The sequence below is a fragment of the Photobacterium lipolyticum genome, assembly GCF_003026475.1.
Taxonomy (GTDB): Bacteria; Pseudomonadota; Gammaproteobacteria; order Enterobacterales; family Vibrionaceae; genus Photobacterium; species Photobacterium lipolyticum.
Genome location: NZ_PYMC01000006.1, coordinates 209924 through 232001, shown reverse-complemented (window position 1 = coordinate 232001; position 22078 = coordinate 209924). Strand labels below are relative to the sequence as shown.

The window sequence follows — 22078 nt, the reverse complement described above, 5'->3', positions numbered from 1 at the left end:
TTCTTCATAAAAACATAGCGAAATGCACCATATGCAACACCGATCACAGATATTTTTGTAAGACAAGCAACAATCATTTGTAATCCCATGTTTTCCCACATTGTTAGGTTGTATCGCAAACTGAAGTAGTGAGTTAAGTTGTTCGCTATTACGTTTCTTATAAACTTAATTATCATGAAACCGGAAAATATTCGCTGAACGGTGCATCTTGAGGTGGCTTGGGTATATTGTCCGATACAGGAGTGTTACGAAGATGAAGAAATGGATTATCTTAGCTCTTGCACTCTGTGCAGGGTTAATCACCCGCTATGTGGTAGATAAAGGCGATACCGCGGCAGCAGTTGAACCTGCCTATTCCATGAATATTCTTGAAAGTGGCGATCAAACCATCGACCTTTATGATCAGGAAGATCCCCGTCTGCGTATCATCTATTTTGGTTATACCCACTGCCCGGATGTTTGCCCCACGTCACTGGCCGTGCTTTCTGCAGCACTAAAAGAAGTAAAACAAGATCAGCTCGATCAAATTTGGCCTATCTTCATCACACTTGATCCCGAACGTGATTCGCCTACGAAAAGTGCCGAATATGCTCAATATTTTCATAAGAAGATCATTGGAATGACGGGCAATGCTATACAAACAAAAGCCCTTGCCGAAAAATATGGTGTGCTTTATATGCGTACCGAGCTTAAAAATTCCGCCCTGGAATACGCCATAGATCACAGTTCTTATTTTTATTTCCTAAAACCAGACGGCTCCTTATTAGAACAAGTACCGCACACATTAAACTCAGCGATTTTGGTGGATGCGATAGATCGCCTCTTAATAATAAATGGAGATTCATAATGAAATTTAAAATCCTGGCTCTTAGTAGTTTATTACTGGCTTCAACGTCAGCATATGCGGATCTGATGATTGATGGCGTCTACGCACGAGCAACACCCCCTGGAGCACCTAACAGTGCCATCTTCATGACCATAATGAATCATGGCGAAAGTGACCGTAGCCTGGTGGCAGCCAAAAGTGATATTGCAGAGAAAGTTGAACTTCATAATCACACCATGGTTGATGGGATGATGCAAATGCGCCAGGTCGATTCGATTGCGATTCCATCTCACGGCACCGCCATTTTAAAACCTGGGGGGTTACATGTGATGCTACTTGGCTTAAAGCACCCCTTAAAGGAAGGTGAGCAAGTCGCATTGACGTTACATTTCGCAAATGGGGACAGCGAATCAATGTTCGTCCCCGTACAGAAAGTAATGGCAGGCATGCAGCATGGCGAAGATAAAAAGCCGGTCAATTAATTGCCCGCTGTGATTACGCCCGAGAGCATGCTTCATGGGGATACCCGTGACCATTCCCGCCCCCTTAAATGCCTGTCATATACGCTTTCCAACAAGTTTTCTCGACTTTGAGAGAAATTTTTTTGCAAATTCAGGGCATTTAATGAGCAGTTTTAGCAAGTTATGCCATAATGAATTTGCCGACCGATACTTTTAACACTCGGTTTGTAGTGGCAAATAAAGGAGAAGAAAGAAAAATGAAACGTTCCCTATCTATCCTTGCAGGTCTGATCCTGAGTGCGAGCTTAATTGGTTGTTCAAGCTCAGATGAAGTCGACCAAATGCAACAGCTGACTAATAAAGTAGACATGCTTTCTGATCAAGTCAGTGCTCTACAAAGTCAACAAGATCAAATGGCAGGCGCAGTAAATGATTCGCGAGCAGCTTCAGACGCGGCCTACCAAGAAGCAATGCGTGCGAATCAGCGTATCGATAACATCGCTAGTTCGTACAGTAAGTAGAGCTGTTATTTACTAATTGTAAGTGGCGTACATACGCCACTTATTCTTTTTTTGAATTTTGCTCCCAGCCTAGTCTCTTTCCCCTATTATTTTGTTATTTCTACGGGAATACCCATCTGCAGGTTAAGTGCTGCACTCAATCTGGATGCCGCAACACGGTCATTTTCCACTGCCGATTTTAACAACGAATTCGCTTTTACCTTTTTAGGCTGTCCGACTTGTTCCTCTGTTTTCGATAAAGGCTGATGCACTTCGACATATAGCGTCCCATCCGGCTCTATCGTCTGCTTTAATGGCTGGTTTATGACCTGAACTGGTGTTGCTTCTGGCACTTGGGGAAATAGCCATTCGATATCCCACGGATTCATCCGAATGCAGCCGGAACTGACGCGCATGCCGATGCCAAAATCTTTATTGGTACCGTGTATTAAATATTGCCCATTACCGTGCCCAAGCCGCATTGCATAATCACCCAACGGGTTTTCAGGCCCCGCAGGAACGACGGCTGGTAATTCGATATCTCTTTTTTCTCGGTACTCTTTTCGAATATTCGCGGTAGGAGTCCAGGTGGGGTTTTCTATTTTCTGACTGATCCGCGTCACCATTGGCGGTGTCTCACGTCCGATACGTCCGATACCGATCGGAAACACATGAACGATTGAATCGTCATCGACTGGAAAATAATATAGTCTCAGCTCTGCCAGGTTAATAATGATCCCCTGTCGTTTCACATCAGGTAAAATCAACTGAGTAGGCACCGCTAACAAAGTTCCTATCGCGGGCAAGAACGGGTCAACCCCTTTATTGGCTTCTATCAACGCTAAAAAGCCCACATCGTACCTATTCGCGATATCAGCCAGGCTGTCGCCCTTACTAACCTGATAATACTCCATCGTGCCGATGATATTACTGTTGTCAGCAGGCAACGGGTATTCAATTGCATTTACTGCCGTTGAAACCAAACAAGTTAACGAGAAAAGTAATGAGCGATACACGGAAACGCCTCCAATAGTATTCTGATAATTATGGCAAAGTTTTGTTTTAACTGTCGTAGTTGACAAAAAATTCTTAACTTTAAGACGTTTATACCTAACCATATCTGTAAAGAGACCAACTAACTCATGCAACTTTCATTATCAGCATTATAGGTATTCTACTCTAATTCGGTTTTTTCGCGAAAAAAGATCACAAAGGCGGAGCCTTTCCTGACACACTGCTATGTGATGTTCTGGATAGCTTTGGCTGTCGCTCTGGTTTTCTCGCCGTGCCGTATACAGAAGGAGGGGGCCTGTTAGTTAAAACAGATATTGACGGCATTAAACCGCGAGTATGGATCCTGATATTCATCCGTATCTTGCTGATAAAAATCGGCTGGCATACGTTCTGACAAACCCGCTTTTTTCAAAGTCAGGTGTTCTTCGCGGGTAATGATGACGTAATGCAAATGCTTATCTAACATGCATTGTATCTGGTCTATACTGGCCTCATCATCTCGTACCAGCGTTTTTAGCATCCCTGTAATGACGGATAATGGCAGCATCATCTCTCTAACCAGCCGCTTGCGATTACTCACTTTACTGGCAGCAAGTGATCGGGTGCCATGATCGAAAATCGCTTCCCAATCGGCTTTCCCCTGATTTGTTACCAGATCATACTGATAGCAATAATAAGCTTCAAGAAAATAACGCAAGTAATGAAAGCGTTCGGCGTACACTTCCAGATAGATATGCTGCAGTTCCAGGTTGGCATGAAATTGATTCATAACTGATATTGTCCAGTAATATCTTCAGACACAATAACGCGGTATATACCGCGTTACGTTACCAGTGATACGAATTAGCATTACAGGTTGAAACGCACACCAAATGCGCCTTCTACTTCAAAGCCTGAGTCCTTTTCAAGATACCATGTTGTTCCCGCTTCAGCATAAAGGTGGAATGTGCGATATGGGATCTCTAATCCCAGACCAATGCGTGGTCCCCACTGCTGTTCACTATCATCAACCCACTGTATGCCAGCGAAAGAATACAACGATGAATTTTCCATACGTCCTGATAACTGGCCCAGGTTCCACATAGCATCTGCAGAAACGCTGAATGTGTCTAAACCGACAGCAAACTTGAAATCATCCTGGTACTTAACGGTAATACCTGACGTTGGCGATCCCAGAAAAATACCGGTGCTAAGCGGCGTCGTCATCGCCGATGTGTATGAAGGTAGCAACAACAGCGAAGAAACTAATACTACTTTTTTAAACATTCCTAATCCCTAAACGGTCCTGACCAGCATATCTCTGGCGCTTTAATTTACTCATGGGGCTTATACCCAAACGACCTCAAGAGGCGAGATTCAGAGCGTCCTCTGGGAACTCAATTCGAACGAAATATGTGTAGAAATGGCAATCCCTTTCAAACACATTTTGTGAAGAAGTGATTTTCCAGAGGAGCTCCCAAGGGCGAGTTTCATTGCCTTTTATTCTGCGTTACCCATTCTCTAAATAGAACCACTATTTGCTCAAATGGCTGCCTTGACTAAAAGGCAATGAATTCTCGCTGAACTCTGCATCTTGAGGTCATTTGGGTATATATCCTTTCTTCGACAGGAAAAGTACCTGCTTTATTTTTGAATTCATAGAAAAAAATGTTGCTGTTTGAAATTATTTTGTAGCTTTACAGGTCTTATCAGAAAGTGAAGTTCAATTACACTGCCCTTGTAGCTTGTCATTAATCGGCATTTAACAACGCGATAACATAGCGAAACAGCACGGAACAGGTAGAGGTAAATTATGCTCATTAGAAAACCTAGCCGCTGGACATTAAATGAAAACGAAGCGACCCCGGAGTCTGTCTACCAGCACCGTCGGGATATATTGAAAAAGTTAGGTATTGCCTTAGTGGGAATGCCTATTGCCACTAGCGCCCAGGCAGGCGTTTTTGATCTGTTTTCCGGTAACAAAATGACTGACAGCATTACAGATTTACGTCGCTCTTTAACCGCACCAGAGTCATCAAGATACCACCCGGATTTATCCTTGACCCCTGAGAGTAAAATTCTTCAATACAATAACTTTTATGAATTTGGTACTGATAAATCGGATCCCGCGGTTCGGGCTGCAAATTTTAAAACGGATCCCTGGTCAGTAAAAATAGATGGTTTAGTCAACAAGCCAATCATTCTAGGTTACGACGATATCTTTAAGAAATTCCCTCTTGAAGAGCGTATCTATCGCTTACGCTGTGTTGAAGCCTGGTCAATGAACATTCCGTGGATTGGTTTTTCACTGGCCGATTTGATCAAACACGCAGATCCTCAAAGCAATGCCAAATATGTCGCGTTTGAAACCCTGTATGATCCTAAGCAGATGCCAGGGCAAGCATCGACTCGTATTGGCGGAGGAATCGATTATCCTTATGTAGAAGGCCTGCGTTTAGATGAAGCGATGCACCCGCTAGCGTTAATCTCTGTCGGCTTATACGGACGAACTCTCGCGCCTCAGAATGGCGCCCCACTTCGTTTGGTTGTGCCATGGAAATACGGATTTAAAAGTATCAAATCTATTGTACGCATCACGTTGACAGATAAAGAGCCGCCAACAACCTGGAATCGCCTGGCACCACAGGAATACGGCTTCTATGCCAACGTTAACCCTAAGGTCGATCACCCTCGCTGGAGTCAGGCCAGTGAGCGTTTTATTGGTGAAGGCAATCTGTTCAGCAGTCGCCGCCAGCCCAGTTTAAGCTTCAACGGCTATGAGAAAGATGTTGCCCATTTATATAAAGGCATGGATCTAAGGAAACAATTCTGATGAAAATAACACCGCGACAGATATTCTGGCTAAAAGTGTTCATTCATACGGTGTCACTGGGTTTCCTGCTGCTATTGTTCGGACAAACCTTAACAGGGAATTTAGGCGCAGATCCCATTGAAGGGATCAGCCACTTCACCGGCAAGGCGGCATTGAACACTTTGCTGTTAACTTTATTGATCTCCCCTGTCGCACGATATTTCAAACAAGGATCATTGGTCAAAATACGCCGGTTGGTGGGGATTTACAGTTTCTTCTGGGCTGTTTTGCATCTGGCAGGCTATCTGATTTTAGATCTGGGCTTAAATTGGCAATTACTCGGTAGCGAAATCATCTCTCGCCCTTACCTCACGTTAGGCGCAATCAGCTGGATTATTCTCGGTGCGTTAGCGGCAACATCCTCCCAAGGGATGCAACGACGCTTGGGACGCCAATGGCAAAAGCTTCATAATTGGGTCTATCTGGCATTGATCTTATCACCGATTCATTATTACTGGTCGGTGAAATCCGGCGTCATTGAACCGGGATTATATTTGATCGTAGCGACCGTATTGCTCGCTTGCCGCTGGAAAACATTTAAACACTGGCTTCCAACGACGCCTTCTCACCTAGAGTCTCATCGCCATTAAACCAATTGATAGATATCATTCTTTACTAGGTCTCAATCTGGCAGATCAGTCAGATTGGACCTTGTTTTTTACCTCGCTCACGCTTCTAGATACTAATTGCTCGAATCACCTGTAATTCATTGAATTGATGCAAGACAATCGTTTTTTTTCTGTTACGATACCGAATTATCCACGATAATATTCGGGTTATACTGATCTGGACAACATGATCGATATAACTATCTGTTTAATAAGCTCTTTGAGTTATGTCGTTGCTTTTTTGGGGTTAGCTATTCTTGGTCTGTGATCTACTTGCTGTCAGCATTCAACAATTTCAGGATGACTGCTTACAATTGTGCGAGCAACATTATCCAACAGTGCATAACCGCGGTATGCGCGAAAACCATCTGGGTAAAGCACTTTGCCGCCGGATAGTTGCGACCTTCCAGCAGGCAGGGCTCAATGTTGATTTGCAACAGACCGGCGATGACAATGACTTGCCACAACCGATATTCAGCATCAGCTCCGACGACTTTACAATTTGGATCATTGCTCATCATCTGTTAAGTGCCAACCTTGCCCGTCGAGAAGCACTTGTTGAGACAATCGACACCGTAATGAAAAAATACCAACCAAATAAAAGCAATCACTTATTACTTGTCGCTGACCATTGGTTCGACCGTAGTAAAGCCAGTAAAGAAATTCCCGCATGGTGGCTGGGACAAGTACCTGAGAACCTCGATGACTACCGTCTTGATGGCATTCGTTTACTCGACACAACACGTACACTACCTGACAGCATTTCTGAACGTTACTCTTTCGTTGAAGGGCAATTACAGCTTCATCACCCACTCAAACGCAGTGGGGATAAAAAAGTTGTGCACAAATACATTGTACTGACGGCATACTACCCGATATAAGTGGCAAGCCGCGCGAGATTACAACCTCGCCGCCGATCTTATTTTTCACACCTCAAACCTGATTTAAGATGATTCACTATGCCAGCATCCAGCTCTTCCCAATTTTTATCATTACGTGATGATTCTATCTTCCGCCTGTTCTGGCGTTATACCTTGCCAACTATCGCCGCAATGTTAGTCACCGGGGTATATGTCGCGATTGATGGTATGTTCGTTGGCCATGTCATTGGCGAAAAAGGACTAGCCGGTATCATCCTTGGCTACCCTATCGGTTCAATTTTATACGCCATTGGTGCCATGTTAGGCATGGGCGCTTCGGCGTTAGTCTCTATCAAACTAGGCGAACAGAAAACCGATCAGGCTAGACAAATAGTCGGAAATGCACTGACATTATGCCTGATCGCCTCCGTGTTTTTTTGCAGTGCCGGTATCTTATTCGGCCACGATATCTTGCTATGGATTGGCGCAGAAGGCGAAATTTTGGAAATGGCCTCCGATTACCTTTTCTGGTATTTCTTATTAGGTGCTTTTCCGATCATCTCTATGGCCTTTTCATCTCTGCTTCGAAATGATGGTCAGCCAAATCGCGTGACCCTTATCATGATTTTTGGCGGGATCCTTAACATCGTTCTCGATTGGTTACTGATTGTAGTCTTCCCTTATGAACTGACAGGGGCAGCCATCGCCACCATGCTTTCTCAGGCTGCGACATGCCTGCTCTGCCTGCAGCATTTCTTTAGCGATAAAAGCAGCCTGCGGTTTAGCATGGACAGCCTGAAATTAAAGTGGGACATCGTTACTCAGATTTTACGCCTCGGCATCTCAAGCCTGCTCATGTATCTGTATCTGTCTGTGGTACTCATTCTGCATAACAAAGCCTTCCTCTGGGTAGGCAGTGCAATTCACGTCGCGGCATACAGTATTGTCAGTTATACCGAAGCCTTCTTTTATCTGGTTTTCGAGGGTATTGCGCTAGGTATTCAGCCGATCACCAGTTACAACACAGGTGCAGGACTGAAAGATCGCGTTATCAAAGTACGTAACATTGCATTTGCGACCACACTAATCGTAGCCGCTTTTGGCCTGTTTATTCTGTATGGCTTCCCTGAATGGGTCGTTTATCTGTTTGCCGGTGATAATCAGGCACTTCAACCCGAAACTATTAACGGTATGCAACGCTATTTTTGGGGACTACCAATGGAAGGTATGCTGCTAGTTGGCGCAACGTATTTCCAATCAGTTAACCAGGCTAAAGAGGCATCGATTCTAACCGGTGGCAAACTGATCTTTATCACTCTGTTCATTTTTGTATTGGCAAAATTATTCGGCGTCAATGGCGTTTGGATTGCTTTGCCGTTATGCAGTGCCATTTTGACAACCTGGATGCTTTGGACTTTGCGAAAGGCTTGATATTAATCGGTTAAGAAAATTGACCTACCGTCGGCCTAATTGCTTTTACATTAACGCCACAAAAATAAGCCCTACATATTAAGTAGGGCTTATATCATCTGCCGTTTGCCAACCGACACGTATTTCACAAATCACGCATCAGTATTTCAAACTCTTCTTCGGCTGACTCGATCAGCTTCGCCAGCTCTCTGGCATCTTCGTTCGCTAAATCTATATGCCAACGAACCTTATCCTGACCAGCATGCTCTTTGCATATCAATTCCGTGTTCCTTCCGCATGAATAGAAGCACAACTCATCAAAATCAGCGTGCAACTCATCATGTTTTTCCTTAATAAACACTTCCAACTCACCGGTCGGGATCACTTTAACGCTAGCATGGAGATGAGCTTTTCCGGGTAAAGTAAATTTCCGATATTCAGCTAACATGATCTGTCCCTCCGAATTCACATCCCTTACTAATAGTTTAGTCAATAATGCCTTACTCAATAGTAGTAAAAGCTCTTAAAAAACGATTTTCTTTAAAATGTGACAGATTTTATTTTTGTCAAAAACATTACCTCTGCCCCTCTCCTTGGGTTGAAAACATGCGGTTCCGCGTATGAGGGCGTGATGATATAGTGAGCTAAGCTAATACTTTCAGATAAATAGGAAGCTAAAAAAATGATAGATTTTCGCTCTGATACCGTTACCCGCCCGACTCCGTCGATGCAGCAAGCGATGGCTACTGCTCCTGTCGGGGATGATGTGTATGGAGATGACCCAACCGTCAATGAATTAGAACGGTGGTCTGCTGAACGTCATGGATTTGAAGCGGCAATTTTTTGTAGCTCTGGTACACAGGCAAACTTACTCGCACTAATGTCGCATTGTGAGCGTGGTGATGAATACCTTTGTGGTCAGCAAGCACACAACTATAAATTTGAAGGTGGTGGTGCCGCTGTACTCGGCTCTATTCAGCCTCAGCCTATCGACAATGAAAAAGATGGCTCACTGTCGTTTGATAAACTCGAAGCCGTTATCAAACCAATCGACCCCCACTTTGCACGTACGACTCTGCTCAGTTTAGAAAATACAATTAATGGCAAAGTACTTCCTCTTTCATACCTGCGACAAGCTCGTCAATTTACGGAACAGCATGGCTTAAAACTTCACTTAGATGGTGCGCGCGTGTATAACGCAGCAGTTGCTTTAAATGTTGATATCACCGAAATCGCAATGCATTTCGACTCAATGACCATCTGTTTGTCCAAAGGCCTAGGGGCACCTATTGGCTCTTTATTGCTTGGTAGCAACGAGTTAATTGCTAAAGCCCGCCGCTGGCGTAAGGTTTTAGGCGGAGGTATGCGCCAGGCTGGTATTCTCGCCGCGGCAGGCAAACAGGCATTAACAGAGAATGTAACCAGATTGGCTGATGATCATGCCAATGCACATTACCTTGCTGAACAATTGGCAGACATTCAGGGTTTCACGGTTAAACCAGAACTTGTCCAGACTAATATGGTTTTTGCTAGAGTAGATCCGACCATAGATCAAAACCGTCTTGTTTCTCGGCTAAAAGAACAAGATATTTTACTCAGTGCGGGCAACCCAATGCGACTGGTCACTCATCTGGATATCACTCGCAAAGACATTGATACCTTCTTAACCGCTATAAAGCAGGCGCTTTAGCTAAACAAGAAACAAAGGCGCGATAACCGCGCCTGTTAACCTCGATAGATTTTTTAAAAGCGATAAGCAAGGCTTACTGATGATAATGCGTGCCTTGCATCCGCATCGTCATCGTCATCATTTATTCGAGTCGGGACGACCAGTCTTAAGCCCAGTTCCCATTGGCGATAATTCACAACAGCACCAATGTGTGAATTGAAACCAAAGCCAACACTCGAAAACGCAATCTTTTTTCCATCAAATTGCTGTAATTTCCCGTCAGAATTCAAGTAATGCATCCCTACTCCCGCTTCAACTCGCCAACTGCGGCAGTTGGTACATAGCTTTTTATGACCCCACTGGTAAAACAATATAGGAGTAATGTCAGTGGTATAACCTTTAAGTTCACCATCTTGATAACGCGCATCATCGTTATCATAATCAAGCTTAAAGTACTTAATATTCAACTCGGTATGGTATCCCCAACGACTATCTTCGCCGAAATATACTGGTGGTTGTATCAGTGTGACAACAGGCGATAAAGAGTTACTTGATTTAAACGGAACGTCAGAAAATGATTTACTATCAGACACTTCTACAGTACCAGCACTACCTGCCATACCAAGCTTGAACGCAGGCATGCGAAAAATGGTTGCTAAATCCATTGCTGTCGCCGTTTGTAACGGGTTAAGCAACAACAAAGCACTCAAGCATAGCAATCCAACTTTACTCATATGCCTATCCCTTTGACATTTATCACCTTTAGCTTAGCTTGATTACTAAAACATGACATAGGAAAAAGCAGAAATATTGCCGAATTCAGCGCGAATTCAACGGCTTTTAGGTGCCGATTAAACATTAAACATCGATCCATTTATAAACAGATGGATTGCAATACTGGAGGCATATCCTAATGCAATGACTGGCATCCATTTTAAATGACCAAAGAAGGTGTATTTACCATGTGCAGCCCCCATTAGTGCCACACCAGCTGCAGATCCAATAGAGAGTAAACTGCCCCCGACGCCTGCAGTCAGTGTCACCAATAACCAGTTACCAACAGACATCTCAGGGTTCATCGTTAACACTGCGAACATCACCGGAATATTATCCACGATTGCCGATAAGATACCCACCATAACATTGGCCCACATCGGGTTCCATTGGGTATACATGACTTCAGAAACCAGGCCTAAATAGCCGAGTAAACTCAGGCCTCCCACACACATTACTACGCCATAAAAGAACAGTAAGGTGTCCCACTCGGCATGAGATACTCGTTTAAACACATCAAAAGGAACAACTGAACCTAAACGTTTCAATGCCGCATCATCACGGTTGGCTAGGGCTATCGCTTTCTTTTTCGCCAAAGAACCCGGTAATGTTCTGCGCAAGAAATAACCGAAAAATTGTAAATATGCCAACCCCATCATCATGCCAACCACCGGAGGTAAATGAACAAAACCATGGAAACCAACCGCCGTTGAAATAGTCAGCAGAAATAATAATACAATACGTCGAGCACCACGTTTTAACTCGACATATTCACTGATTGTATCGGGCTGAGTTGTTGGTACAAATCGCGACATGATAAAAGCCGGAAGTAAATAATTAACTAAAGAAGGTATAAATAAGGATAAGAAGCTACTAAAAGAAACTAGCCCAGCCTGCCAGACCATCAGCGTCGTAATATCACCAAACGGACTAAATGCCCCACCGGCATTGGCGGCGATGACAATATTGATGCAAGCTAAATTAATAAACTTGGCGTTATTCCCCCCTACTTTCATAACTACAGCACACATCAATAACGCCGTTGTCAAGTTATCGGCAATTGGTGAAATCAAGAAAGATAAAATACCGGTTAACCAAAATAAAGTTCGGAAGTTAAAACCTTTACTGACCATCCAGGCCTGTAGAGCATCGAACAGACGGCGCTCTTCCATAGCATTGATATACGTCATCGCAACGAGTAGAAATAAAAGTAGCTCAGCATATTCCAGTAAATTATGATCTAAAGCCCGCTTGGCGACTTCTATTTGACCTTGCTGCTGAAAGAAATACCCTATCATTAACCAAATCAAACCTGCCGCAAGCAATACCGGCTTGGATTTACGAAGATTTAAAAATTCTTCGGCCATCACCAGACAATAAGCCAGCCCGAATAGTATTAATGAGACGTAACCTATCGTCGATTGAGTCAAATCCAGTGTGGTATCAGAGGCGAATACCGGGAAAGCAGTAAAAAAACCTAAACTGGCATATATAACCTGTTGTATTTTCATACTTATCCTCAGCTCCTTGAGATATTATCACTGATGAAAGAATACACATTCCTGATATAAATTTACGTGAAGCAAACCCATTATGCGTAAAATAACATCAACATTATCCTAACAAAAATCAATATTATTCAAAGTGAAAATGTACAATATTGGTTGCCTTAGTGGCAGGACAAAACAACCTGAAGCTTGCCTGTCCTCGATAACGCTGTTTTAACATCAATGAGTGCTGATAGCCTAGGTCTTCAGCTCTGGCTTCATCCATACCGACTTAAAGTCAAACCAGCCCATTGCATTCGAAGCCATCCCTTCAATTGATCCAGAACTGTCTACACCTAACCAATTATGGAACAAGGGTAATATCTGCCCGCTTTGTACCAGGTTAGCGCCTATTTCATCAGCCGGGAAAAGCGCTTCAATATCAGCACGCCAAGTCATGACCTGTCGCTCCAGATCAGCAAACTCTTCCTTTGGCATCACTCTGAACAACTGATCAAAACTATAGAACCAAGGCAAAATAGCATCGCTACGATAATTGCTTAAGCTCATACCTCCAAGCCAGATATCAATCTTATCAACTTGCTTTCCAAGCAAAATATCTGATGACGATAGTTCTATAACTTTAAGACGCAACCCATCTTCTGCCAATATTTCGCTTAGCGTTGCTGCGACATGCGGATAAACCGGATGCTCCTGTTGGTAAGCCAATGTAACGGTTCGTTTTGCGGGTGCCGAATCAACCGCCCGAGCTGGCAAAATGTGCGCCCAACCAGGTAGTAATCCGTAAGCATTTGTTAAGCGGAAGTCACCTATTTTAGTATGATCAAGTAATCGCAAAATATTTAGCGGAGTTAGCCTCGCATGAAAATACGCCAGCCACTCTTCATTATTTGCCAGGCCCGTGACACGGTTAAACAGTAAATAGTTACAACCTTCATCAAGTTTGAGTCTGGTCGATACATTGATCGGATCCAGTTTATTAATATCAGTCGTCGGCTTCAGATAACAAGCAGTAAAGCCAGCTAAAATCCAGATATCAACCATATCGATCAGCGCGCGAAAACCAAAATATTGATCAAACGCTTCAAGCTTGAGTCGCTGCTTATCATTTAACGCGACTTTATAAGGCCCGGTACCAATCGGATACATGTCAATATCTTTGCGACTGAGTGCATCTGCAGGCTGAATCATCGCCAATATATTTGCCATCAAATCAGGTAAGCGCACATCATCCCGACATAAATAAATATCAATGGTATTGGGAAACGGTGATTGAATACTTTTGAGGTGCTTGAACAAACGGTGCTTCTTCACCAGCTCTAACGTCGCAACAACATCACGGCTTTCCATTAATTTCCCGTCATGGAATCGGACAGCCGGACGCAAGTAAAAACGCCAATGACGAGGAGTAATTGATTCCCAGTGGTGAGCAAGATCCCCTTCGACTTCCTCTTTTTCCTCATTTATACGAGTGAGGCCACTGAAAATCTGTCGAACTAAATGCTGTTCTGAACGCCGTAAAGGACGCAAAGGGTTCATATTGGTGAAAGGTCGGTAGTAAGGTATACGAACAATTTGCCTACCTTTCAGGGTGGTTACACCAAGCTGCTCCTGAATCAATTGGGCCAGCTTATCGCCATTGTTATCGAGTGCAGCCAAAGCGGGTTCCAGTTTTCCTTCCGTCACCAGCTTTCTAGCATGCATATACTGTAACTCACTGTCTGTACTATGGAAAATCAATCGAGATTGTTTTCCTCGCCCAACAGCCGGTTGCCAGTCGATCCACCCCTTTTCAACCATTTTATTTATAACCATTCGCACATTTCGTCGCGTACAAAACAGAACTTCGGAAATATCATGTAAGTTCGTTTCGCTTTCAGCACCAGAGAAGTGATCATACAGACGCTGAAACTGAAGCTTTAGTCGTTGACCCGTCATAAAAGGGGAACCTTATTAATTCATTTGTTCTGTTTTTATTTTCCTATTTTAACTTAAAAATAGACTCATATGGAAAAACAAATTTTCCATGAGAAAACGTCAACCGATGGTCGCCAAGTTAGCTTATAATCACTTTCCCCCAAAAGTGATTGCTTCTGAGTGACATCACTTGCAGGCCAGTTCATAGCACCTGGCCTTCTTTCTTTTCCAGCTAACCAAGGCATATACCAAACCACTTCAAGATGCAGTGTTCAGCGAGAATTCAGTGGCTTTTAGGCAAGACTGCCATATGAGCGAATAGCGGTTCGATTTGGAATATGGCTAAAAAAAGAAAGCGCCCTGTGAGCAAGGCGCTTTTAAAAAGGATAGAAAAAATTATTGTTTTAATTAATTCGATAACTGCTTTAACTGTTGTTGCAACACTTCCACATGCTGATGTAAACCGTCTTTCTCGGCTATTAATTCCTCTTGCTGCACCTGTAACAATTCAACCTGCTTTTTTTGCTGTTCAAGCTCACTAACAAGTAGGGCTGTTTTTTTAGTCTTTTTATCTAAATCCGCTTTTTGCTTCCGCACACTTCGTTGCGCTGCTTGCTTCTCTTTAATGGCCTTATCACATACTGAATTTTGGATCGCCAATCGTTTCTCATTCTCTCTCGCTGCTGCTTCTAACGCTGCAATTTTATCTGAATAAAAAGCATCATTAGCATGCTGTTTTTGTATCTCGGCATCTAAACGTTCTACAAGATCTTCCTCAGCTTTTGTACCAATCCCCATCATGACTCGCCAGGTATCAAAAAGCGTATTATTTGTCCGATTGATGACATCAAATGGAAAGACCAGTTCACTGCCTTCATGATCATTGTTTTTTTGTCGATAGCTCAAACGTATAACACGATCAACCTCTTCAAATGCGATTAAAGCATGCTTATAACTGCCACTAATCGCTTGCTGTAATTGAGTAGTAGATAACATTTCTAATGTTTTTCCGGCCCCGACCCAGGTTTGGATATGATCCAGATACAATTGCGGATCAAGAGATAATGGAAACTGTACAAGTTGTGAATCTGTCTTTAAATCGACACCCATTTAACGCTCCCTTAAAATGTATGTTAGGCTTCACCAACAAATAGTCTATAAAAATGACATCAACACAGATTTTATTAAAATAGCGAGCGATCTCTCTTTTTTGCCTTCATCGTTTTTTGACACATAACATTCTGTGGTATCAATTGGGAGAAAACTAATGATGCTTAATATAACAACATACGTTTGTCGGCCTTTTATAGTCGTTGACAATTCAGAGCTATTGACCGTGATTTTTTAACTCCCATTTTTACTGCTATTAATGCCGCCAGAATTGAAATACTGGTAATCGAAATTGAAACACTTAATACCAGCAACAAAGAATATGATATATCAACAGTAACGAGGTAATGAGACTCAAGCAGTTGAGAAAGCAGAACGAATACGTCAAGATAGATAGCACTACACCATAACGCTGCCCCTCCTCCCAGTAACAAGCCCCCTATAACAATCAGGCTTACTTCACAAAGAAACCCACCAATAATCTCTAGGGGTGAAGCCCCTAAAATAATGAACAGTTCTATTTCTCTTTGCCGTCTGGCAATATTCTTGATCATGATATATTGCAGTAGAACATACATTGTTACTGTAATTATGATAACTAAATTACTTATAACTAAAAAAACGTTATATTCGAGAAAATCCAGATGACGACCTTTGTCCCAAGCGGTCGATTCTCCTACTTCATCCAGTGCATTCAGCCCGTAGCCTCCTAAAACCAGAAGTAGAAACCCTGAGATTGCAATAATTGACACAGTAGTCAGAGACTGCCCAGCATTATGCATTATGTGCTTTTTGGCCAACTGCAGTAAAAAGATCAGACTCCCCACGGGAGTGCCTCCGCCGTTTTCCGGTATTTAAAAAGAACAGCGGGAACATGCTCGACAATACAGCCATCCAGCATATGAATTGTTCGATGACACATTTTTGCAATTGAAGCGTCACTGGTTGCTACTAGAATCGCAGTGTCCAGCTCATGACCCAACTTGAGCATAAGTGCTATGACTTCAGCGGTCGAATCATTATCGAGGCTAGCAGTAGGCTCATCAGCAATCACTGCTACCGGATTGTGGATAAACGCCCTTGCTATCGCAACACACTGCTTTTGTTTTCCCGTTAATTTTTCAGGCTTGAAATGAACAAACTCATTCAACCCCACCTTATCGATCATTTCTAATACCCGTTGAGTACGTTCTACTTTAGAGATGCGATTAAGTATCAATGGAAACTCGATATTCTCAAAAACTGTCTGTACCGAAACCAAATTAAATTTAGGAAAAATGAACCCCATTTGTTTACGACGAACACCGACAGAAAATGCCGATGTTTTGATTATAGGCTCACCGCCAATAATGACTCGACCCTGATAATTTTCATCCAGTAAACTACACACATTAAGTAATGAACTCTTTCCTGAACCTGAAGGTCCATAGAGTGCAACCATTTCTCCTGAGGCAATTTTTCCATCGACCCCCTGCAGTGCGTTATAAATGTGGCCATCAAATATGTATGTTTTCTTGATCCTCTGAAACTCAATCATATAACCTCCTTGATAACGAGGCTCCTATGGCTTCAAAACCATAGATGCGAGCCAAGATACCAAGTTTTTTTTGCCAACTAACATTATTTATTTTTATAGTGTCTATATGGGGAAGTATTCGTAATGGTTCGTACCTTATTCTTTAGCTTCCTCATTAATGTAGCTTTAGACTAATGCTATCGGAGAGGAATTATTGAACAATGAGATAAATGGTGCATAGCAAGGATAAGTGGAAAATAGCCGGATAAAGCGCTGGAAGCCGATGATATCTAATCACATTTGCTTGAATAATCCTTGTGCATTACGGCTAACCGTCAGTTTTTCACCCGTATCTTGTAAATAAACAACCATCCGCCCTGTAAAATCCCGTTTTACTTTTTCTATTGCATCAACCCGCACAATCGTAGAACGGTGTATTTGCCAGAAAACATCCGGGTCAAGCTGCTTAATGAGCTCTTTTAGCGGGGTACGAATAAGATACTCATCATCATGGGTATAAACGCTGACATATTTAGCTTCCGCATGCAGATAATTCACTTCATCAACTGATATCAAACAAATATCATCACCTTTACTGGCCTTTATCCAACGTAAGTACTGATTGGCCGGACTCTTAATTGTGGCAACTAAACTCTTTAATACATCAATTGACAATTTATTCCCTTCTTGTGTCTCAGAATAACGATTTTTTAAATAATGCTGAATACGCTCGCAGGTTTGCAACAAGCGAGTTTCGTTAAATGGCTTAAGTAAATAATCTATTGCCTGCTCATCAAATGCCTTTATCGCATATTCGTCATACGCAGTAACAAAAACGATCAATGGTACCTTATCGATCGACTTCAACGCTTTAGCGACTGAAATTCCGTCAAGCCCTGGCATTCTAATATCAAGAAAAGCAATATCGGGTTGATATTGCTTGATACTTGCTAAAACTGATTTACCGTCTTGATCACTTGCGACAACTTCGAGTTGCGGCCATACCTCTGCAAGTGTTTGGTTTAAATGATAACGCAGAAGCGGCTCATCATCTGCGATAACAGCAGTAGCAGATAACCTTTCCCTCATGTTTAATGCCCTCCAGGCAATAGCTCCATTTTAGCTGTAACCCCTCCACTTTCATGGGCAGAGATGAATAATCTAGCTTGCTCACCATAGAGCCCTTTCAGGCGCTGGCGAATATTATCTAAACTAACACCATGCCCGAGATGCATCGACGGATAATTAAACCCTACACCGTTGTCTTTAACTTCAACAATCAGCTTGTTATTTTCACAACAAAGACACACTTCAATTTCACCACCGTCTTCACTGGGCTCAATGCCATGGTAAATTGCATTTTCTACCAGTGGCTGAATCATATGGGGGGGGATATCCCATTGCATATCCACGTCATCATTGATAACAAACCGATAATTGAGTCTGTCACCTAAACGCATCGATTGAATCCCTAAGTAAGCATCGAGTAAGTCAATTTCATCAGCAAGCATGATCCACTGCCGACGACTCTTCTTTAAACTAATTCGTAATAACTCTGTAAGTCTTTCTAGCAATTTTTTTGCTTTTCTGGGATCGGTGTCAATAAGGACTTGTAAATTGGCAAGAGTATTAAAAAGAAAATGCGGTTCAATCTGACTTTGTAAGACTTGCAGCTGACTGACGACTAATGCCCGCTCCTGCTCTGCCTGTGTAAGTTTAATTTGCTTTAACTCATTTTCAATCAACAGCGCCTTTTCTCGATTATAGAAAAAATAATAAATAATCGACGAGAATAAAACAGCAAAACCAACAGTAGAAAAAAAATTTTTATAATCAATATGAGTGGCAAACCCTCCAGACCAGAGCCAAGCATTTAATGTTCCGAAGACTAAGGTTCCGCCAACCACAACCAAAAAACCAATTAAGGTCGTCCAATACAAACGCTTAGCTTGAATGAAAAATAAAAGTGCATAACCAATACCGCCATATCCAAATGAAATAATTAACTGCAGGCTAAATGTCCCCCCTTTAATCACATTGACAATACAGGCAATACCAAAGCAAAATAAAATGCTTATAACTACATCCCTTACTACCTGATTTGCCCTATTAGTATTCACGACTTACATCCATTATCTGTTTTATATCTGATGAGGAGATATACTAAAGGTGATAACAATATGCAACCGATCACGCCTGCGCATGCATGAACTCACTGCTTTTCATTCCGTTTTATGATGCTAAATGCGTAAACTCGCTATTATCGTACAATCCTTTATGACGGAAATTCGAGCTGAAGGTTATGACAAGTGCCCGACCCGATGGAAGGCTTAGACTCCAAACATACTAAACTTTCACTTGGCTTACGTAAGCAAGCTGAAATCACAATAATCATCAGTTGTGGTAAGCGAAGTGAAGAAGGGATTTATGGTGAAAGACATCGTGTCAGTAACCAGAAGGTTATAATTAGCCATTAATTAAGCTTTTAGCACCTACCCCATACCTTATCGCATTATTTTCCGGTATGGTATGGGGCTCAAACAAAAGAATAGATGATATGCAGTTAATGATTGAACAGCTCAACCAATTAAAAAATGCCTGGATGGCAAGCCACGTCACCGACGCTGAATTTCCGACACCACTCAGCGAAAAGGGATTGGCCTTGTATCAAGCAAAACAACTGCAGCTTTCATCTCAACTGATATCCTCTATTCCAGATTGTGCTACATCTTCTCTTTCTTTCTATCCTGTCGATTGTCACCCGCTGACCATCAGGTATTCATTAGTACTTGCCAGCCAATGGGCAAACGAAGCCGACAAAGATGCGCTCATTGAATATTTAACTCAAATTATGTTTGAACAAGATGCACCGGCTCAGCTCTACGTTGGCTTTTATAAAGGAAAGCCTGCCGCCTGCGGTATGATTTATCATCACCAGTCAGATAAGGGAAGCTGCGCGCTCATTGCAGATGTTCACGCATTGCCACTCGCCAACCAACAAACGCTACAGCAAGAAATGGAAAACTACCTTCTCAACAAAGCAAAAGAAGACCACGACATTCTTGTTTTAACTAAATAATTAAAGCGATACCTTCTTTTGACAAAGGGGGATATTGCTGCCAGAAATGGGGGGGTAAATACCCCCCACTCCAGATGAATCCAACAGCTAAATACTATTTACTGTGACACGGTTAATAGCGCATTTGCCAAGTAATCAATTTGCTGTTCTTGAAGACCGGCAATATTTACACGACCGTCACCAACCGCATAAATCGCGAATTCTTTACGCAGGCGTTCGATTTGCTCAGGGCTTAACCCTGTAACTGAAAACATACCTTTGTGTTTCTCGATAAAATCAAATGAATCAGATCCCTGAGCACGAATGGCCTTCGTCAGGCCAGCACGTAAGCTCAACAATCGACCATGCATTTCAACCAACTCTTGTTTCCAGACAGCCGTTAAATCATCATCGGTCAGAATCGTCGCAACAACTGCAGCACCGTGATCTGGCGGCATCGTATAGGTAGAACGCGCTAACTGCAGAATCCGCCCTTTCGCCTTTTGTGCTTCCTGCAAGCTATCACTGATAACAATCGCAGCACCGGTACGTTCACGATACAAACCAAAATTCTTTGAACAAGAGGTCGCGACAATCATCTCTTCGATATTATCCGCCATATATTTCAGGCCAGCGGCATCTTGCTCTAAACCATCACCGAAACCTTGATAAGCGATATCGACAAATGGAAGGAAACCATTTTTATTCGCGAGTGCTGTTACCGCTTGCCAGTCAGCAAAAGAAATGTCGGCACCGGTTGGGTTATGGCAGCAACCGTGTAGCAATACCACATCTTTTGGCCCGGCTTTTGCCAGCTCTGCCAACATGGCATCACTGTTCACTTGCTTGGTCGCATAATCAAAATATGGATAATATTTCACAGTCAGCCCAGCAGCTTCCATGACAGGTTTATGATTGACATAACTGGGATTTGTTAACCATACCGTGGTATCTGGCTGGGCAAGGCACATTAAATCCGCCAACATACGAAGCGCGCCACTTGCGCCGGGCGTTTGGACTGCGGCCGCTCGGCTATGTGCAGACGTGCCTGATAGCAATAAATTCATCATCGACTGATTAAATACTTCATTACCCGCCAGACCGACATAAGCCTTGGTTGTTTGCGTAGCAAGTAAGTATTGTTGCGCTTGCTGAACTGCCTGCATGATAGGTGTTTCACCTTGACTGTTCCGGTATACACCAATCCCCAAATCCATTTTGTCTGCCCGGCGATCTTCACGGTAGGCGATTGAAAGAGACAAAATAGGATCGAGTTGTGCCTGTGTAAGCTGCTTAAACATCAGATAAAATCCGTTTTTACTGTTAATCACTTCAAATTATCATTTCCGATTCAAAACGTCACGATGAAACCGTCCTCTTTTTACTGGCATCCCACACCTGCATTTAGAGGGATAGACAAAATAGTGATCCAGATTAATATAATCCTAACCGCTCTTGCATCCTCACAATGACGGCCTAGATTTATATAATAAATAGAAGGAATTTACGTCTTCATCTACATTATCAACCTGAATTTGGGGGTAATTATGAAAAACAGTGTTGATGTTCGTACCCTGCTAAGTGTGTATGAAAAAGTAAAAACGCAGGGCCAGCGTAAGGACAACCAATGTAAGCTAGAAGATATCACCTGCACCGAGAGTCTGGATGGTTACAGTGTGAGTCTGGCAGACGACAATGTCAGCCTGGATATCAACTTTCACAATACGTACCACTTCCATACTGATAATGACAACCCAGAAACCACCATCAATCAAACCACAGCAGATATACATAATAATAATGAGGCCCAGGTTCAGGCTTTTCTAAAAAAACTGATGGAGTTAGACGAACGCTACTAGTACTTCATCACAAATGTTTTGACGAATTCAGACACCAAACTTCGTCATTCCGTAAAGTGAGGAACAAACTTAGAGCACGCAGTTAGAACTGGATCCCGGATATCTCGTTCCTCTATTCCGGGATAACATGTTTAGGA

23 protein-coding genes are annotated in these 22078 nt (G+C 42.7%); 10 read left to right on the top strand and 13 right to left on the bottom strand.

What is annotated here, in order from left to right:
- Positions 1–253: 253 nt before the first annotated feature.
- The 3 genes from C9I89_RS10825 to C9I89_RS10815 all read left to right on the top strand — a co-directional run bounded on the left by C9I89_RS10825 (position 254) and on the right by C9I89_RS10815 (position 1808).
- Complete coding sequence (locus C9I89_RS10825; protein WP_107283359.1) at positions 254–847, top strand: SCO family protein; 594 nt, start codon at positions 254–256, stop codon at positions 845–847.
- Complete coding sequence (locus C9I89_RS10820) at positions 847–1308, top strand: copper chaperone PCu(A)C (RefSeq protein WP_107283358.1); 462 nt, start codon at positions 847–849, stop codon at positions 1306–1308. The genes C9I89_RS10825 and C9I89_RS10820 overlap by 1 nt, the downstream gene beginning before the upstream one ends.
- A gap of 236 nt (positions 1309–1544) precedes the next feature.
- A complete protein-coding gene (locus C9I89_RS10815; RefSeq protein WP_107283382.1) occupies positions 1545–1808 on the top strand; it encodes an Lpp/OprI family alanine-zipper lipoprotein in 264 nt (87 codons plus the stop codon).
- An 86-nt stretch (positions 1809–1894) separates the two neighbouring features.
- On the opposite strand, the gene C9I89_RS10810 is transcribed toward C9I89_RS10815, so the two are convergent.
- The 3 genes from C9I89_RS10810 to C9I89_RS10800 all read right to left on the bottom strand — a co-directional run bounded on the left by C9I89_RS10810 (position 1895) and on the right by C9I89_RS10800 (position 4067).
- The gene (locus tag C9I89_RS10810) at positions 1895–2803 is read right to left on the bottom strand and encodes a L,D-transpeptidase family protein (RefSeq protein ID WP_107283357.1); all 909 of its coding nucleotides are present in this window, start codon (positions 2801–2803) and stop codon (positions 1895–1897) included.
- A gap of 296 nt (positions 2804–3099) precedes the next feature.
- Positions 3100–3570 carry a hypothetical protein gene (locus C9I89_RS10805; protein WP_107283356.1) on the bottom strand — a complete coding sequence of 157 codons (471 nt, stop codon included), beginning with the start codon at positions 3568–3570 and terminating at the stop codon, positions 3100–3102.
- Between the two features lie 80 nt (positions 3571–3650).
- Positions 3651–4067 carry a hypothetical protein gene (locus C9I89_RS10800; protein WP_107283355.1) on the bottom strand — a complete coding sequence of 139 codons (417 nt, stop codon included), beginning with the start codon at positions 4065–4067 and terminating at the stop codon, positions 3651–3653.
- A 526-nt stretch (positions 4068–4593) separates the two neighbouring features.
- On the opposite strand from C9I89_RS10800, the gene msrP reads away from it, so the two are divergent.
- From msrP to C9I89_RS10780, 4 genes are all read left to right on the top strand, one after another.
- Complete coding sequence (gene msrP, locus C9I89_RS10795) at positions 4594–5613, top strand: protein-methionine-sulfoxide reductase catalytic subunit MsrP (RefSeq protein WP_107283354.1); 1020 nt, start codon at positions 4594–4596, stop codon at positions 5611–5613.
- Positions 5613–6242 carry a protein-methionine-sulfoxide reductase heme-binding subunit MsrQ gene (gene msrQ, locus C9I89_RS10790; protein WP_107283353.1) on the top strand — a complete coding sequence of 210 codons (630 nt, stop codon included), beginning with the start codon at positions 5613–5615 and terminating at the stop codon, positions 6240–6242. Before msrP ends, msrQ begins: the two co-directional genes overlap by 1 nt.
- 275 nt (positions 6243–6517) lie before the next feature.
- Positions 6518–7141 carry a hypothetical protein gene (locus tag C9I89_RS10785; RefSeq protein ID WP_107283352.1) on the top strand — a complete coding sequence of 208 codons (624 nt, stop codon included), beginning with the start codon at positions 6518–6520 and terminating at the stop codon, positions 7139–7141.
- Between the two features lie 78 nt (positions 7142–7219).
- Entirely contained in the window at positions 7220–8551 is a 1332-nt protein-coding gene (locus tag C9I89_RS10780; protein ID WP_107283351.1) for an MATE family efflux transporter, read from the top strand.
- A gap of 124 nt (positions 8552–8675) precedes the next feature.
- Here the strand turns inward: C9I89_RS10780 and C9I89_RS10775 are convergent, their stop codons facing one another.
- Positions 8676–8978, bottom strand: a complete 303-nt coding sequence (locus tag C9I89_RS10775; protein ID WP_107283350.1) for a hypothetical protein — start codon at positions 8976–8978, stop codon at positions 8676–8678.
- Positions 8979–9212: 234 nt separating this feature from the next.
- Between C9I89_RS10775 and ltaE the strand changes: the two genes are divergently transcribed.
- Positions 9213–10220, top strand: coding sequence for a low-specificity L-threonine aldolase (ltaE, locus tag C9I89_RS10770; RefSeq protein ID WP_107283349.1), 1008 nt, complete (start codon positions 9213–9215; stop codon positions 10218–10220).
- A gap of 53 nt (positions 10221–10273) precedes the next feature.
- Here ltaE and C9I89_RS10765 read toward each other — a convergent pair whose 3' ends face one another.
- From C9I89_RS10765 to C9I89_RS10730, 8 genes are all read right to left on the bottom strand, one after another.
- Positions 10274–10933, bottom strand: coding sequence for a hypothetical protein (locus C9I89_RS10765; protein ID WP_107283348.1), 660 nt, complete (start codon positions 10931–10933; stop codon positions 10274–10276).
- A gap of 117 nt (positions 10934–11050) precedes the next feature.
- Entirely contained in the window at positions 11051–12484 is a 1434-nt protein-coding gene (gene nhaD / locus C9I89_RS10760) for a sodium:proton antiporter NhaD (protein WP_107283347.1), read from the bottom strand.
- Between the two features lie 234 nt (positions 12485–12718).
- On the bottom strand, positions 12719–14419 hold the full coding sequence (sgrR, locus tag C9I89_RS10755) for an HTH-type transcriptional regulator SgrR (protein ID WP_107283346.1): 1701 nt from the start codon (positions 14417–14419) through the stop codon (positions 12719–12721).
- Between the two features lie 387 nt (positions 14420–14806).
- Entirely contained in the window at positions 14807–15508 is a 702-nt protein-coding gene (locus C9I89_RS10750) for a hypothetical protein (RefSeq protein ID WP_107283345.1), read from the bottom strand.
- 194 nt (positions 15509–15702) lie between these two features.
- Positions 15703–16335 carry an FtsX-like permease family protein gene (locus C9I89_RS10745; RefSeq protein WP_107283344.1) on the bottom strand — a complete coding sequence of 211 codons (633 nt, stop codon included), beginning with the start codon at positions 16333–16335 and terminating at the stop codon, positions 15703–15705.
- Positions 16323–17045 carry an ABC transporter ATP-binding protein gene (locus tag C9I89_RS10740; protein ID WP_107283343.1) on the bottom strand — a complete coding sequence of 241 codons (723 nt, stop codon included), beginning with the start codon at positions 17043–17045 and terminating at the stop codon, positions 16323–16325. The genes C9I89_RS10745 and C9I89_RS10740 overlap by 13 nt, the downstream gene beginning before the upstream one ends.
- 273 nt (positions 17046–17318) lie before the next feature.
- The gene (locus tag C9I89_RS10735) at positions 17319–18113 is read right to left on the bottom strand and encodes a LytR/AlgR family response regulator transcription factor (protein ID WP_107283342.1); all 795 of its coding nucleotides are present in this window, start codon (positions 18111–18113) and stop codon (positions 17319–17321) included.
- A gap of 2 nt (positions 18114–18115) precedes the next feature.
- Positions 18116–19144 carry a sensor histidine kinase gene (locus C9I89_RS10730; protein ID WP_107283341.1) on the bottom strand — a complete coding sequence of 343 codons (1029 nt, stop codon included), beginning with the start codon at positions 19142–19144 and terminating at the stop codon, positions 18116–18118.
- A 437-nt stretch (positions 19145–19581) separates the two neighbouring features.
- Here C9I89_RS10730 and C9I89_RS10720 point away from each other — a divergent pair, with 437 nt between their 5' ends.
- Positions 19582–20103: a hypothetical protein gene (locus C9I89_RS10720; protein ID WP_211315240.1), complete on the top strand. Its 522-nt coding sequence runs from the start codon at positions 19582–19584 to the stop codon at positions 20101–20103.
- A gap of 98 nt (positions 20104–20201) precedes the next feature.
- Here C9I89_RS10720 and C9I89_RS10715 read toward each other — a convergent pair whose 3' ends face one another.
- The gene (locus tag C9I89_RS10715; protein WP_107283340.1) at positions 20202–21383 is read right to left on the bottom strand and encodes an amino acid aminotransferase; all 1182 of its coding nucleotides are present in this window, start codon (positions 21381–21383) and stop codon (positions 20202–20204) included.
- 246 nt (positions 21384–21629) lie between these two features.
- Between C9I89_RS10715 and C9I89_RS10710 the strand changes: the two genes are divergently transcribed.
- Complete coding sequence (locus C9I89_RS10710) at positions 21630–21941, top strand: DUF3081 family protein (protein ID WP_107283339.1); 312 nt, start codon at positions 21630–21632, stop codon at positions 21939–21941.
- Positions 21942–22078: the final 137 nt, after the last annotated feature.

What these genes read in the sequence shown, in the direction of transcription:
- C9I89_RS10825 (WP_107283359.1), top strand. Translation starts at nt 254, where the DNA reads ATGAAGAAATGGATTATCTTAGCTCTTGCACTCTGTGCAGGGTTAATC.
- C9I89_RS10820 (WP_107283358.1), top strand. Translation starts at nt 847, where the DNA reads ATGAAATTTAAAATCCTGGCTCTTAGTAGTTTATTACTGGCTTCAACG.
- C9I89_RS10815 (WP_107283382.1), top strand. Translation starts at nt 1,545, where the DNA reads ATGAAACGTTCCCTATCTATCCTTGCAGGTCTGATCCTGAGTGCGAGC.
- C9I89_RS10805 (WP_107283356.1), bottom strand. Translation starts at nt 3,570, where the DNA reads ATGAATCAATTTCATGCCAACCTGGAACTGCAGCATATCTATCTGGAA.
- C9I89_RS10800 (WP_107283355.1), bottom strand. Translation starts at nt 4,067, where the DNA reads ATGTTTAAAAAAGTAGTATTAGTTTCTTCGCTGTTGTTGCTACCTTCA.
- msrP (WP_107283354.1), top strand. Translation starts at nt 4,594, where the DNA reads ATGCTCATTAGAAAACCTAGCCGCTGGACATTAAATGAAAACGAAGCG.
- msrQ (WP_107283353.1), top strand. Translation starts at nt 5,613, where the DNA reads ATGAAAATAACACCGCGACAGATATTCTGGCTAAAAGTGTTCATTCAT.
- C9I89_RS10780 (WP_107283351.1), top strand. Translation starts at nt 7,220, where the DNA reads ATGCCAGCATCCAGCTCTTCCCAATTTTTATCATTACGTGATGATTCT.
- C9I89_RS10775 (WP_107283350.1), bottom strand. Translation starts at nt 8,978, where the DNA reads ATGTTAGCTGAATATCGGAAATTTACTTTACCCGGAAAAGCTCATCTC.
- ltaE (WP_107283349.1), top strand. Translation starts at nt 9,213, where the DNA reads ATGATAGATTTTCGCTCTGATACCGTTACCCGCCCGACTCCGTCGATG.
- C9I89_RS10765 (WP_107283348.1), bottom strand. Translation starts at nt 10,933, where the DNA reads ATGAGTAAAGTTGGATTGCTATGCTTGAGTGCTTTGTTGTTGCTTAAC.
- nhaD (WP_107283347.1), bottom strand. Translation starts at nt 12,484, where the DNA reads ATGAAAATACAACAGGTTATATATGCCAGTTTAGGTTTTTTTACTGCT.
- sgrR (WP_107283346.1), bottom strand. Translation starts at nt 14,419, where the DNA reads ATGACGGGTCAACGACTAAAGCTTCAGTTTCAGCGTCTGTATGATCAC.
- C9I89_RS10750 (WP_107283345.1), bottom strand. Translation starts at nt 15,508, where the DNA reads ATGGGTGTCGATTTAAAGACAGATTCACAACTTGTACAGTTTCCATTA.
- C9I89_RS10740 (WP_107283343.1), bottom strand. Translation starts at nt 17,045, where the DNA reads ATGATTGAGTTTCAGAGGATCAAGAAAACATACATATTTGATGGCCAC.
- C9I89_RS10735 (WP_107283342.1), bottom strand. Translation starts at nt 18,113, where the DNA reads ATGAGGGAAAGGTTATCTGCTACTGCTGTTATCGCAGATGATGAGCCG.
- C9I89_RS10720 (WP_211315240.1), top strand. Translation starts at nt 19,582, where the DNA reads ATGCAGTTAATGATTGAACAGCTCAACCAATTAAAAAATGCCTGGATG.
- C9I89_RS10715 (WP_107283340.1), bottom strand. Translation starts at nt 21,383, where the DNA reads ATGTTTAAGCAGCTTACACAGGCACAACTCGATCCTATTTTGTCTCTT.
- C9I89_RS10710 (WP_107283339.1), top strand. Translation starts at nt 21,630, where the DNA reads ATGAAAAACAGTGTTGATGTTCGTACCCTGCTAAGTGTGTATGAAAAA.